The organism is Blautia sp. MCC283, from assembly GCF_018785565.1.
Classification (GTDB): Bacteria; Bacillota; Clostridia; order Lachnospirales; family Lachnospiraceae; genus Blautia_A.
The window spans coordinates 227,964-241,688 of sequence record NZ_WQQB01000015.1 but is presented as its reverse complement, the minus strand read 5'-3'; the positions used below and the strand labels follow the sequence as shown (position 1 = coordinate 241,688).

Sequence of the window (13,725 nt, the reverse complement as noted above, 5' to 3'; positions counted from 1 at the left end):
GGCCTGCGTCATAGACGCGGCTCTCTTTTTGTGTTATAATCAAAAAGTCAGTAAATTACGAAAGGAAGAAACAAATGAGTGACTTATATTCAGAGCTTCTGGTAAAAAAGAAGCAGACAGCGAAAGATCTGGTTGTGAAATACGGTCTGATAGTGCTGACGGTGATCATGGTCCTGGGAGGCCTTGTGCTGAATGTACTTTTGCTGGTACCGGCTATTGCACTTGGTATTGCATGTTATTTTGTAATACCGAAGACAGATCTGGAGTACGAGTATCTGTTTGTTAACGGAGAACTGGACATTGATATGATCATGTCAAAATCAAAAAGGAAAAGAGTGAAATCGCTCCAGCTTGCGGAGGCAGACCTTGTGGCACCATTAAAGTCCCACAGAATGGACTATTATAATGGCAATCAGAAGATGAAAGAGTATGATTTTTCATCAGGAATTGAGGATCATAAACGCTATGCAATGATCATAAGAGACAGTGGAGAAACCTGCAAAGTGATCCTGGAACTGGATGACGCACTTGCAAACACCATGAAAAATTCTGCACCAAGTAAAGTTTTTTTGGATTGACATGAATCTTGTTTTTTGTTACACTAGTTCACAAATTTAAAATATCTTACACAAGGGAGGAAATGCAATGGGTACTATTATTGGTGAAGGCATTACGTTTGATGACGTCCTTCTGGTTCCGGCTTATTCTAAAGTGATTCCGAATCAGGTAGATGTTTCAACGTATTTAACCAAGAAAGTAAAGCTGAATATCCCCATGATGAGTGCGGGAATGGACACAGTTACAGAGCACAGAATGGCAATTGCCATGGCCAGACAGGGTGGTATCGGTATCATCCATAAGAATATGTCCATCGAAGCACAGGCAGAAGAGGTTGATAAGGTTAAACGTTCTGAGAACGGTGTTATTACAGATCCATTTTATCTTTCACCGGAGCATACACTGAAAGATGCCAATGATCTGATGGCGAAATACCGTATTTCCGGTGTTCCGATCACAGAAGGCAGAAAGCTTGTAGGTATTATCACAAACCGTGATCTTAAATTTGAGACAGATTTCAGCAGAAAGATCAAGGAGTGCATGACTTCTGAAGGACTGATCACAGCCAAGGAAGGAATCACACTTGAGGATGCCAAGAAGATCCTTGCGAAATCCCGTAAGGAGAAATTACCCATTGTAGATGACGACTTTAATTTAAAAGGACTCATTACCATCAAGGATATCGAGAAACAGATCAAATATCCGCTTGCAGCCAAGGATGCACAGGGACGTCTTCTCTGTGGTGCGGCAGTTGGTATCACAGCCAATGTACTTGCACGTGTAGATGCACTTGTGAAAGCGAATGTGGATGTAATCGTAATTGATTCCGCACATGGTCATTCTGAGAATATCTTAAAAGCAGTCCGCGAGATCAAGGCTGCATATCCGGAACTTCAGGTTATCGCAGGTAACGTTGCAACAGGAGCAGCTACCAAGGCACTGATCGAAGCTGGTGTAGATGCAGTTAAAGTTGGTATCGGACCTGGATCTATCTGTACCACACGTGTTGTTGCAGGTATCGGTGTACCGCAGGTTACTGCTGTTATGGATTGCTATGAAGTAGCCAACAGCTACGGAATCCCGATCATCGCAGATGGTGGAATCAAGTATTCCGGAGACATCACCAAGGCTATCGCGGCAGGCGCCAATGTCTGCATGATGGGCAGCATGTTTGCTGGATGCGATGAGAGCCCGGGAACATTCGAGCTCTATCAGGGAAGAAAATATAAAGTATACCGTGGAATGGGATCTATTGCAGCTATGGAGAACGGCAGCAAGGATCGTTACTTCCAGGAGAACGCCAAGAAGCTTGTTCCGGAAGGTGTTGAAGGACGTGTTGCATACAAAGGACACGTTGAGGATACCGTATTCCAGTTAATTGGCGGTTTAAGATCCGGTATGGGTTACTGCGGAGCAGAGAACATTGAGAAGCTGAAAACAACAGGCAGATTCATTAAGATCTCCGCTGCATCTCTCAAGGAGTCACATCCACATGACATCCATATCACAAAAGAGGCTCCAAACTACAGCGTAGACGAGTAAAGAATATTTCAGAAAATAGGGACTTGAAAATTCAGAAGAAGTATTGTAGTATAACAACAGAAGCTGCATGACTGGCGGAAAGTAGGATTACCTACAGGGAGTGCAGTGAAATGAGAAGCCGACCGCCTGGGCAGCCTGATAAAGGGGTGTCCAGGCGGTTTTTTGTTACCTGTTAATACCTGGAATGATCCCCGGGCCTTACATTAGACAAGGAGGACTGTGAAAAATGACTACATTTTCACTTGAAAAAGAACTGAAAGAGAATTCCTACCCAGGAAGAGGAATTGTGATCGGACGTTCCGCTGACGGAAAGCACGCTGTTACCGCATATTTTATCATGGGAAGAAGTGAGAACAGCAGAAACCGTATTTTTGTTGAGGATGGTGAGGGAATCCGCACACAGGCATTTGACCCGTCCAAACTTACAGACCCGAGCCTGATTATTTATGCACCGGTACGTGTCCTTGGAAACAAGACGATCGTAACAAACGGTGATCAGACAGATACCATCTATGAGGGCATGGACAGACAGCTTACTTTTGAGCAGTCTCTCCGAAGCAGAGAATTTGAGCCGGATGCACCGAATTATACACCTCGTATTTCCGGTGTTCTTCATGTGGAGAACGGAAAATTCAGCTATGCAATGTCTATCTTAAAGAGTAACAATGGAAATCCAGATTCCTGCCTCCGTTATACATTCGCTTATGAGAATGCGGCAGCAGGACAGGGACGCTTCATTCATACTTATAAATGTGACGGAAACCCGCTTCCAAGTTTTGAGGGAGAGCCGAAGCCGGTAGAGATTCCGGATGATATTGATGATTTTACAAACCTTCTCTGGGAGAGCCTGAATCAGGACAATAAAGTTTCCCTGTTTGTCCGTTTCATTGACATTGAAACAGGTAAATATGAATCCAGAATTGTAAACAAGAATAAATAATCAATATCGCAGAGAACGGAGGATTTTTCCATGAAAGAATTACAGTTAAAATACGGATGCAACCCGAATCAGAAACCATCCAAGATTTATATGGCAGACGGAAGTGACCTTCCGATCCAGGTACTTTCCGGAAGACCGGGCTATATTAACTTCCTGGATGCGTTTAACGGCTGGCAGCTGGTACGTGACCTTAAGAAAGCAACCGGACTTCCGGCAGCAACTTCTTTTAAACATGTATCTCCGGCAGGCGCTTCCATCGGACTTCCGCTGAATGAGACACTGGCCAAGATCTACTGGGTAGATGATATGGACTGGAAGGATTTTTCCCCGCTTGCATGTGCGTATGCAAGAGCAAGAGGTGCAGACCGTATGTCATCTTTCGGTGATTTCATTTCTCTTTCTGATGTCTGCGACAAGGATACCGCAATGTTGATCAAAAGAGAGGTTTCGGATGGTGTGATCGCACCGGGATATACAGAGGAAGCACTGGAAATCCTGAAACAGAAGAAAAAAGGCAACTACAATGTAATCCAGATCGATGAAAATTATGTTCCGGAGCCACTGGAGCACAAGCAGGTATTTGGTGTTACTTTTGAGCAGGGACGCCAGGAGCTTGCAATCAATGATGAACTGATCTCCAATATTGTAACAGAAAATAAAGAGCTTACAGAGGAAGCCAAAAGAGATCTGAAAGTTTCTCTGATCGTTCTGAAATACACACAGTCCAATTCCGTATGCTTTGTAAAAGATGGACAGGCGATCGGCGTTGGTGCAGGTCAGCAGTCACGAGTTCACTGCACACGTCTTGCAGGTCAGAAGGCAGATAACTGGTATCTCCGTCAGTGCCCGAAGGTGCTGAATCTTCCGTTTAAAGATACCATCACACGTGCAGAGAGAGACAATGCCATCGATGTTTACATTGGTGAGGAGTATATGGATGTTCTTGCAGATGGTGCATGGGAGAAAACATTTACCGAGAAACCGGAAGTGTTTACAAGAGAAGAGAAGCGTGCATGGCTGGATGGCCTTACAGATGTGACTCTTGGTTCAGATGCATTCTTCCCGTTCAGTGATAATATTGAGCGTGCACATAAGAGTGGCGTGAAATATATTGCAGAGCCAGGCGGATCTGTCCGCGATGATGCAGTTATCGATACCTGCAATAAGTATGGAATGGTAATGGCATTTACAGGAATCAGACTTTTCCATCACTAAAATATATGAGTATGTAATAAGACAGAATAAGAATGTCTGCCTTATATAAAAGATCCCGGATCAGGATTCCTTTCAGGAAGTTCCGATTCGGGATCTTTTTGCATGGTTCAGCTATCGTATTTTTTATGGCATAAAAAAAGAACTCTGAATGATTCAGAGTTCCGAAGAGCGATAGACGGGGCTCGAACCCGCGGTCTCGACCTTGGCAAGGTCGCGCGTTACCAACTACGCCACTATCGCATGTGTCTTATCTTACGAGATGTTTCCCTCATCGACAAGACATATATTAGCATAGTTTTTATGGTATGTCAAATCTTTTTTTTGATTTTTTTGAAAAATTAAAAAAAAGAAGACATTTCAAGATCAGGATGTTTCAGATCCGCTGCTTGTATGATAATAGCGAAGTACGTGATCAGGATAATACTGGTCACCGTAATCCCATGGCCCTGCCGGATCGTGAAGAGGATCATCTTCATCACGTTGTCTGCCACCACTTGCCATCTGGGCGAATGCCTGGGCGCTTTCAGTTGTCCAGGAAGTTTCTCCGTTTTTTTCGAGATAAGAGAAATAGGAATCTGTGCCAAAGTTATAGGCCTGCAGGGCAAGGCGGATATGGGGCAGATCAGCAGGTCCGGTGCATCCGGATTTATCCAGGGCATATTTCAGCTCCTGAATTCCACAGGAGATAGAGTAGGAAGGATCTGTGATTCCGTTGGGCTGCTGAGGATACTGCGTGTTATAAGCGCCTTCTGATGACTGCATGGGATCGGTTCCCTGACCGGAGCTTTCCTGCATCATAACTGCCAGGATCAGATCTACATAGTCAGACATGCCATATTGGGCGGCTTCTGTGGAAACTTCATCCCGGTAGGCTTCACAGGATGCATTGATCTGGTGCGTAGTTGTCTGCTTTCCGGAAAATCTGGGTAAGCGCAGAAAAATACATCCGAGAATCAGCAGGAAGATGCAACCCAGGAAGATTTTCTGTCTGCGGACCTGGCGTATGCGGAGACGCTGACGTTGTTTTTTTGTAAGTTTATGATTCTTTCGTTTTGTATTCATAAGCTTATTTTACCCGTCAGATGGGGATTTGACCAGTTAAGAAATGTGATCTTTTTGTTAAAATTTTCTGAAGACTGACTTGCAAAATTGCAAAATACGATCTGATATGCTATGATAGTCGGGACAAACCGCAGAATGCCGGAAAAAAGGAGGCAAGATTTCATGCGTAAAAGGCTTCTTGCAGTTATTTTGTGTGCTTCCATGATGTTCCCTGTATCAGCATCTGCAGAGGTACTTGGATATGAAGCGACACTGAATACATATACACAGGAGAAAAAATCACCCCAACAGTTTCAGATTGATGATGGGGAAGGAAATACAGTAAATGCACTGGCGAAGACAGATACTCTTTATGTCACTGCGAAGAACACTGCAATTCGGTCCAATCCAGGAGAAAGCGGAACAGAACTTCGATCTGTTCTTCTGGGAACGAAACTAGAGAGAGTTGCCGTATGTGACAACGGATGGAGTAAAGTCACATTTCAGAAAGACGGAGAGGACAAGATTATCGGTTATGTTCAGGATAGCGTGCTCAGTGATACGGAAACCGTGAATAAATTTACGGATACAGTCACGGCAGCCAAAGACAGCGATATTCTTGATTATCCGGGAAAAAAAGACGGAGAAGTAGTAGGAGAAGTTCTTCAGGATGATGAACTGAAGAGGACTGGTACAGTAGATGACATCTGGAGCCGTATCGTTTACACAGATGACAGTGGCGCACAGCAGATGGGATATATTCCTACCAGTTGTCTGGAAGGATACCAGGAGACTGAGATGGCCAAAGCAGAACAGGAAAAGAAAACAAAAGCCGGCTCCCTTACCAAGAGCTCCGGAGAGGGTATTTTTGCAGATGCCGTAGATGGCGTGACATCTACAGGTGGTTCCGGAACATCTGCCAATGGAGTGCAGATTGGAACACCGGTATCTGTTTCCTCTGATGCAACATTGAAATCTCTGGGAACTTTTCGTATTACCCATTACTGTCCATGCAGTATCTGCTGTGGCCCATGGTCAAACGGAATCACATCTACAGGCGTAACAGCAACAACCAATCATACCATAGCAGTAGATCCCAGCCAGATTCCTTATGGTTCCAAGGTAGTGATCAATGGACAGGTTTACGTTGCGGAGGATTGCGGAGGCGCGATCCGTACCAACTGTATTGATGTTTATGTTGCCACACATTCAGAGGCAGAAGAGAAAGGCGTATTTTATACAGAAGTTTATCTCCTTCAGTAAAAATGCAGGAAATCATCTACAACTACAATATGTGATGTAATACGTATAACAAAAAATACTGCATCAGACTTTACGTATAAATCGGAATATAAATATCCGCTTTATCAGAAAACGTCGAATGCAGTATTTTTTATTTATAAAAAGAAAAACTCTGTTTAACAGGAAACAGGAACTGTAAACAGAGCAAAAAATAATGCCCAGAGCCGGAATCGAACCAGCGACACGAGGATTTTCAGTCCTCTGCTCTACCAACTGAGCTATCTGGGCATGTCTCTTTCGAGTACTTTGTTACTTTAACACATTTATGTAGAGAATGCAAGGGGAAAATGAAAAAAGCAGATGTTTTTCTGAAAAATCCGATTTTCAAAAAAACATCTGCAATATTATATGCGGCACATTCAGCGGGCAGCCAGATAAATTTTTTCCATATCTTTCATATTTAACTGTTTGAAGACACCGATGGTACGGGTATCTTCATAACTGCACTTAAATGCCAGATCGTGGATATCTTTTTCTGTAAGATCAAGACCAAGCTCATGAAGGCTGGTAGGCATCTGAATGGAGCGGAAATAATCTTCCATAGCTTCAATACCGGCAAGCGCGGTTTTGTTGAAATCGATGCTACATGGGATTTCGAATACGTTGGTGGCAAACTGGGCAAAACGCTCCGGATTTGCGTCATAGACATAACGTGCCCAGCTTCCCCACAATGCGGCCAGACCGGCACCGTGAGCTACATCGTAGGTCCCTCCAAGTTCATGTTCCAGCTGATGACATGCCCAGTCACCGCCACCGGTTCCACAGCCGGTAAGACCGTTGTGAGAGAGACTTCCTGCCCACATGATTTCTGCTCTGGCGGTATAATTATCCGGCTCTTTCAGCAAGATACGGGAATTGTAGATTACCGTCTGCATCAGGGATTCGCTGATGCTGTCTGTAATTTCCATAGTTTCGATATTTACGAAATACCGTTCCATGGTATGCATCAGGATATCCACACAGCCGCTTTCGGTCTGGTACTGAGGTAAGGTGTATGTAAGCCGTGGATTCAGAATGGCAAAACGTGGTCTGCACAGGTCATTTCGGGCAGTACTGCGTTTCAGCCAGCCGTCTTCATTTGTGATGACGCAGGAATTGCTCATTTCACTTCCGGAAGCTGCGATGGTAAGGATCACACCAACTGGAAGACAGGCTTTTGGAGTTTCGGTGCGGAGGAAAAAGTTCCATACATCGGTTTCCGGATTTGCAAGGCCGTAACCGATGGCTTTACAGGAATCAATAACACTTCCGCCTCCTACAGCAAGAAGAAAATCCACATTTTCTCTGCGGCAGAGCTCAATTCCCTCCCGGACCTTGGAAAGCCGTGGATTTGGAACGACGCCTCCAAGAGTTACATAGGCAATTCCTGCCTCGTCAAGTACGGATCTGATTTCATCAATAAGACCGGATTTAATGGCACTGTGTCCGCCGTAGTGGATCAGAACTTTTTTACAATGCTGTTCTTTCAGAAGTGTGGCAACTTTAAGATGTGTATCTTTTCCAAAAACCACCCGTGTGGGGGTGAAATATTCAAAACTTCTCATAATAAATAACTCTCCCTTATTTCATAACTGATCTATCTGAAATATTCAAAAACAAACAATAAAATTGAATGGTCTGCATCAGCAAAACTGTTATAATAATAGCATAGAAGAAGTCAGGGTGCAAGATTTCGGAAAACGTTTGCAACAGGAAAAACAGGGAAGATAAAGATGATAAAAAGGGTGTAATTCCAGAAGGGTGTGGTATAATAGGTTCTGTGAGAAAGCAAAAGTGACTTAATCACAGAAACAGACCGATGCAGAGCGTATATTATAAAACAGATTTCAAAGAAGCAGAAGAAAGCAGGTGTCTGAAATGGAAAATATCATTATCGTAGGAGCAGGCCCGGCAGGAATTTCCGCAGCTCTTTATGCAGCGAGAGGAAATATGGACCCGCTGATCATCAATACAGGAATCGGTTCACTGGAAAAAGCAGAGAAGATCGAGAATTATTACGGACTTGAGAGACCTCTTTCCGGAAAAGAACTTTTTGAAAGAGGACTTGAACAGGCCAGGGCACTTGGTGTCAGGACCCTGGATGCCCAGGTCGTGGGAATGGGAGGCTTTGATACCTTTGAGGTGAAAACAACGGAAGGCGATTTTGAAGCCCGCAGTGTGATCCTGGCAACGGGAAGCAAAAGAGCTTCTGCGAAGATCCCGGGAGTGAAGGAATTTGAAGGAAAAGGAGTCAGCTACTGTGCAGTATGCGATGCTTTTTTCTACCGCGGAAAAGATGTGGCGGTTCTTGGAAACAGCGATTTTGCCCTTCATGAAGCTGAGGAACTTTCTCATACAGCTTCTCATGTGACGATTTTTACAGATGGAAAGAAACCGGAATTTTCAAAGGAGAATGCGATTGACGTGAATACCATGAAAATTCAGGCAATTGAGGGAGATGAGCGTGTTCAGGGACTTCGCCTGAAAGGAGATGTATCTTTACAGGAAGCAGGCGAACCGCAAACGTCATTTGCACCCGCAGAAGGTGTTTTTGTGGCCTTGGGTACAGCCGGAAGTTCAGAAATGGCCCGCCAGATTGGTGCGGAACTGAATGAAAAAGGAAATATCCGGGTGAATGAGGAGATGGAAACAACGGTTCCAGGACTGTATGCGGCAGGGGATTGTACCGGAGGCCTTCTTCAGGTGGCAAAAGCGGTACATGATGGAGCGCAGGCAGGCCTTTCCGCCTGTCAGTATGTGCGGAAACTTTTGAAAAAGCAGGCATAGAGTGCATACAGTATAAATTCAGAAGAAAGGCAGAAACTGATAACGATCAGAAACAGGATCGGATTTTATAACATATAAATTTAAGGAGGAATTTTATCATGGCAAAAGTTTTTACAACAGACAATTTTGAAACAGAGGTATTAAATGCAGAGAAACCGGTACTGGTAGATTTCTGGGCAACCTGGTGCGGACCGTGCAGACGTCAGGCTCCGGTTGTGGAAGAACTGGCAGAAGCAGGATACGAAGTAGGGAAAGTAGACGTAGATAAAGAGCCGTCTCTTGCACAGCAGTATAAGATCATGAGTATTCCTACACTGCTTGTGTTTAAAGGTGGAAAAGAGACTGCACGTTTTGTGGGACTGACATCAAAAGCAGAGCTTGAAGCAGCACTTCAGTAAGATCAGAAAGTATTCATCATTTCATAAAGACGGCTTTTATCCAGAATGCGGATCGATCCCCGTGAGATCTGGATAGAGCCGTCTTTATTCATTTTTTTGAGGCTGCGGCTGACTGCCTCCCTGGCACTTCCGATGGAGCGGGCGATTGCCTCCTGGGTGAGAGTGAGTTCATCAGAACCGGTATCTGCAGCTTCGTCCAGCAGGAAGGCTGCGATCCTCTGAGGTAACGTCATAAAAAATGTCCGTTCGATTCCGGCGATCACATCCGAGAAATGTTCGGTTGTCCGTTTATAGATGAAATTTTCCAGATAGATATTGTTTTTCATCAGCCGGGAAAAAGGAACTGCCGGAAGCAGAAGAAGATCACAGTCTGTTTCCGCATCGATCTGCACATCAAATGTGATGGCAGAAAGCATACAGGAAGCGGAAAGGGTGCAGATATCACTGTCCCTTAAACGGTACAGTGTGGCTTCTTTTCCCTGAGAGGACAGAAGGTACACGCGGAGAACGCCCTTCAGAAGAAAAAGAGTTCCCAGACACTGGCGTTCTTCTGACTGTATGGCAGCACCTGCCGGGTAATGAAGTTCACGGATATTATCAAGAAGAAAATCCTGGTCTTCTTCGGTCATATGTTCCCAGAAGGGAAAAGCCTGAAAATAGTTCAGGCAGCTGTTTCGGTCCATAAAAAGGTACTCCTTTATAAAAGATGTAGTATCCATTTTAACGCTGTTTGAATGGAAATACAACAGAAACGGAATCTTTGTTGCAAAAGAGGAATCCGGTTTTTCTATTTACATCCGGGGATGGGAACGCTATAATCATAAGGCGAAAGAATCAAACGGAGAAATAATGAAAAATGCCGGGTAAAGAGGGAGATCATCCGGCGGAAGTTAGGAGAATACAAATTTTGAAAATTTTACTTGCAGCGTGCAACGCAAAATATATCCATTCCAATCTTGCAGTATACAACCTGAAATCCTGTTCTGGAGAGTACAGCCCCAATGTAGTGATCAAAGAGTATACGATCAATCAGATCCAGGATGATATTTTAAAGGACATTTATCTGGAACAGCCGGATGTGATCTGTTTTTCCTGCTATATCTGGAATATTTCCTTTGTAAAAGAACTGGTACCGGATCTTAAGAAAATCCTTCCACATGTGGATTTCTGGGCAGGCGGTCCGGAAGTATCTTACGATGCGGTGGAATTTCTGAAAAAGAATCCCGCATTTTTTGGTGTGATGGTAGGAGAGGGAGAAGAAACTTTCCATGAACTGGCAGGCTATTATATAGAAAGAAAACCGGAAAACCTGAAAGAAATCCGAGGTGTGGCATTTCATGACGAAACCAAAGTCCCGGATATTGTACACACAGGCTGGCGGGAACTGATGGACTTAAGTAAAGTTCCGTTTGCATACAGCAACCTTACGGAGTTTAAAAACCGCATTATTTATTATGAGAGCAGCAGGGGATGTCCATTTTCCTGCAGTTACTGTCTTTCTTCCATAGATAAGAAGCTCCGGTTCCGGGATATTGAACTTGTAAAAAAAGAACTGCAGTTTTTTATTGATAATAAAGTTCCACAGGTCAAATTTGTGGACCGTACCTTCAACTGTAAACATGACCACGCCATGGCAATCTGGCGGTATATTACAGAGCATGACAACGGGATCACGAACTTCCATTTTGAAATTTCCGCGGACCTTCTCCGTGAGGAGGAACTGGCTCTGATGAAAACCATGCGCCCGGGCCTGATCCAGCTGGAAATCGGGGTACAGTCCACCAATCCGCAGACCATCAAAGCTATTCGGAGAACCATGGATTTTGAAAAACTGAAAGGAATCGTAGAGCAGATCCACGGCTTTGGAAATATCCACCAGCATCTGGATCTGATCGCAGGACTTCCCTATGAGGGATATGAAAGCTTCCACAAGTCTTTCTGCGATGTCTATGCACTGCGGCCGGAGCAGTTTCAGCTTGGTTTTCTGAAAGTGCTGAAGGGTTCCCATATGATGGAGATGACCGGAGAATATCAGATCCTTTACAAAGACCGGGAACCTTATGAAGTGCTTTCCACAGCCTGGCTGACCTACGGGGAGATTTTGGGGCTGAAAATGGTGGAAAGTATGGTGGAAGTGTATTATAATAGTGGTCAGTTCAAACACACCCTTGTATTTCTGGAACAGTATTTTGAAGATCCTTTCCGGATGTATGAGGCACTTGGCAGATTTTATGAGAAAAAAGGATACTCGGAGATTTCTCATTCCAGGATGAGACGCTATGAGATCCTGATGGAATTTGCCGGAGAACAGAAAGAGATCCCGCTGGAAGTCCTTTCCGATGTGATGCTTCTGGATCTTTATCTTCGGGAGAATTTAAAGAGCAGACCATCTTTTGCATCCGATCAGAAGCCATACGAGCGGCTGATCTGGGATTACCGGAAAGCGGAAAAAATCCCGAAGACCGCCCATATCGAGGTGTTCCGGGATGGAAAGACGATTCTTTTCGATTATACAGACAGGGATCCTTTGACCAACAATGCGCGATTAACGGATATTACAGATGAGGTGAATAAAAATTATGGGAATGTTTGATCCGAAAAAAAGAAAAGTGATCACAGCGATCATCGCAGTTATTCTGGTTCTGGCAATGGTAGTTCCGACTGTGCTTTCGCTGATCATTTACTAAGGCGGCAGGTATGAAACTTGGGAAAAAAGCACTGGAGGCACTTCAGGCGGAAATTGACGGACAGCTGAAACCCGGAGATGAACTGATCGTGGCAGGCCCTGTGGCAGCAGAAGGTACGGCATGGATTGCAGAGAACTACCATGACAGACTGCGGGAAGTTTTTTCGGAACGGTTCCTTGAAGATGCCGGAAAACTTCCGGAAGTTTACGGAACAGGAATGAAAAAAGAGAACAATAAGGTCTGGAAGATGGCGGAAGCGTCCGGAGCCAGTGCCAGGTATCTGATGGGGGAAGGCGGCTTTCTGTCTGCGCTCTGGAAAATGGCGGAAGCATCCGGAGTGGGACTTAGCGCAGACCTTCGAAGCGTACCCATCCGACAGGAAACCATAGAGATCTGTGAGATCTTTGATGTGAATCCCTATAAACTACTTTCCGGTGGAAGTATTCTTCTGGGAATCCAGGGTGGCGATGCGTTTGTGCAGGAGTTACGAAGAGAAGGGATCATGGCAGCAGTGATCGGGCAGACCAATTCCGGAAATGACAGGCTTCTTTACAGCGGCGGAAATGCCAGATATCTGGAGCGTCCGGCGGAAGACGAGATTAAAATACTGAAAAGAGGATAAATAATGGGAGTTTTAAACATTGTACTCCATGAGCCGGAGATTCCGGCAAATACAGGAAATATTGGAAGAACCTGCGTGGCAACAGGAACCAGGTTACATCTGATCGAGCCGCTTGGTTTCCGTCTCAATGAGAAGGCAATCAAGCGTGCAGGCATGGATTACTGGGAACATCTGGATGTGACCAGATATCTGGACTATGAGGATTTTCTCAAGAAGAATCCGGGAGCGAAGATCTATTACGCAACCACCAAGGCGCCTCAGACTTATACAGATGTAAAGTATGAGGATGACTGTTTTATTATGTTTGGCAAGGAAAGTGCGGGAATTCCGGAGGATATTCTGGTGAAAAATCAGGAAACCTGCGTGAGGATACCTATGATCGGGGATATCCGTTCCCTGAATCTGAGCAATTCTGTTGCCATTGTTCTTTATGAGGCACTGCGCCAGCATAATTTTGCACATATGAATCTGGAAGGGCACCTGAGAAATTACGACTGGAAATAAGATTGTGAACGGATTGAAAAATTGAAAGTAAATGTCTGATTTACATACTGAATAGCAAGCTGAAGAAGATTTATAGAGTAAATAAAAGAACCTCTGATTCGGAAAGATTGCAGGAAATATTAAGGAATATTTCTTTTACAGCTTTCCGGA

General features: G+C 44.5%; 13 protein-coding genes, 2 tRNA genes and 1 riboswitch. Of the genes, 10 read left to right on the top strand and 5 right to left on the bottom strand.

Going from position 1 to position 13,725, the window contains the following annotated elements; genetic code table 11:
• Positions 1–74 precede the first annotated feature (74 nt).
• From GPK81_RS05380 to GPK81_RS05365, 4 genes are all read left to right on the top strand, one after another.
• Entirely contained in the window at positions 75–578 is a 504-nt protein-coding gene (locus tag GPK81_RS05380) for a DUF6106 family protein (RefSeq protein ID WP_215706666.1), read from the top strand.
• A 67-nt stretch (positions 579–645) separates the two neighbouring features.
• Positions 646–2,100: an IMP dehydrogenase gene (guaB, locus tag GPK81_RS05375; RefSeq protein ID WP_021975900.1), complete on the top strand. Its 1,455-nt coding sequence runs from the start codon at positions 646–648 to the stop codon at positions 2,098–2,100.
• Positions 2,101–2,157: 57 nt separating this feature from the next.
• A riboswitch (ZMP/ZTP riboswitch) is annotated at positions 2,158–2,239 on the top strand.
• An 87-nt stretch (positions 2,240–2,326) separates the two neighbouring features.
• Positions 2,327–3,040 (top strand): IMP cyclohydrolase, encoded by a 714-nt coding sequence (locus GPK81_RS05370; protein WP_021975901.1) that lies wholly within the window; start codon positions 2,327–2,329, stop codon positions 3,038–3,040.
• A gap of 30 nt (positions 3,041–3,070) precedes the next feature.
• The gene (locus GPK81_RS05365) at positions 3,071–4,255 is read left to right on the top strand and encodes a phosphoribosylaminoimidazolecarboxamide formyltransferase (RefSeq protein WP_021975902.1); all 1,185 of its coding nucleotides are present in this window, start codon (positions 3,071–3,073) and stop codon (positions 4,253–4,255) included.
• A gap of 167 nt (positions 4,256–4,422) precedes the next feature.
• Here the strand turns inward: GPK81_RS05365 and GPK81_RS05360 are convergent.
• Together GPK81_RS05360 and GPK81_RS05355 are read right to left on the bottom strand one after the other, a co-directional pair.
• Positions 4,423–4,495: transfer RNA gene (locus GPK81_RS05360), tRNA-Gly, on the bottom strand.
• Positions 4,496–4,618: 123 nt separating this feature from the next.
• Positions 4,619–5,317: a lysozyme family protein gene (locus GPK81_RS05355; protein ID WP_021975903.1), complete on the bottom strand. Its 699-nt coding sequence runs from the start codon at positions 5,315–5,317 to the stop codon at positions 4,619–4,621.
• A gap of 162 nt (positions 5,318–5,479) precedes the next feature.
• Between GPK81_RS05355 and GPK81_RS05350 the strand changes: the two genes are divergently transcribed.
• Positions 5,480–6,559: a 3D domain-containing protein gene (locus GPK81_RS05350; RefSeq protein WP_215706665.1), complete on the top strand. Its 1,080-nt coding sequence runs from the start codon at positions 5,480–5,482 to the stop codon at positions 6,557–6,559.
• 194 nt (positions 6,560–6,753) lie between these two features.
• Here the strand turns inward: GPK81_RS05350 and GPK81_RS05345 are convergent.
• A tRNA-Phe gene (locus tag GPK81_RS05345) sits at positions 6,754–6,826 on the bottom strand.
• 131 nt (positions 6,827–6,957) lie between these two features.
• A complete protein-coding gene (locus tag GPK81_RS05340) occupies positions 6,958–8,142 on the bottom strand; it encodes an iron-containing alcohol dehydrogenase (RefSeq protein WP_021975905.1) in 1,185 nt (394 codons plus the stop codon).
• Between the two features lie 313 nt (positions 8,143–8,455).
• Between GPK81_RS05340 and GPK81_RS05335 the strand changes: the two genes are divergently transcribed.
• Positions 8,456–9,364: an NAD(P)/FAD-dependent oxidoreductase gene (locus GPK81_RS05335; RefSeq protein WP_215706664.1), complete on the top strand. Its 909-nt coding sequence runs from the start codon at positions 8,456–8,458 to the stop codon at positions 9,362–9,364.
• Positions 9,365–9,462: 98 nt separating this feature from the next.
• Entirely contained in the window at positions 9,463–9,762 is a 300-nt protein-coding gene (gene trxA / locus GPK81_RS05330; protein WP_021975907.1) for a thioredoxin, read from the top strand.
• 2 nt (positions 9,763–9,764) lie between these two features.
• Here the strand turns inward: trxA and GPK81_RS05325 are convergent, their stop codons facing one another.
• Entirely contained in the window at positions 9,765–10,445 is a 681-nt protein-coding gene (locus GPK81_RS05325) for a Crp/Fnr family transcriptional regulator (protein WP_021975908.1), read from the bottom strand.
• Between the two features lie 224 nt (positions 10,446–10,669).
• On the opposite strand from GPK81_RS05325, the gene GPK81_RS05320 reads away from it, so the two are divergent.
• The 3 genes from GPK81_RS05320 (at position 10,670) to GPK81_RS05310 (ending at position 13,575) form a co-directional block, all read left to right on the top strand.
• Complete coding sequence (locus GPK81_RS05320) at positions 10,670–12,355, top strand: B12-binding domain-containing radical SAM protein (protein WP_215706663.1); 1,686 nt, start codon at positions 10,670–10,672, stop codon at positions 12,353–12,355.
• Positions 12,356–12,459: 104 nt separating this feature from the next.
• Complete coding sequence (locus tag GPK81_RS05315; RefSeq protein ID WP_215706662.1) at positions 12,460–13,071, top strand: AIR synthase-related protein; 612 nt, start codon at positions 12,460–12,462, stop codon at positions 13,069–13,071.
• Between the two features lie 3 nt (positions 13,072–13,074).
• Entirely contained in the window at positions 13,075–13,575 is a 501-nt protein-coding gene (locus tag GPK81_RS05310; protein WP_021975912.1) for a tRNA (cytidine(34)-2'-O)-methyltransferase, read from the top strand.
• Positions 13,576–13,725 lie beyond the last annotated feature (150 nt).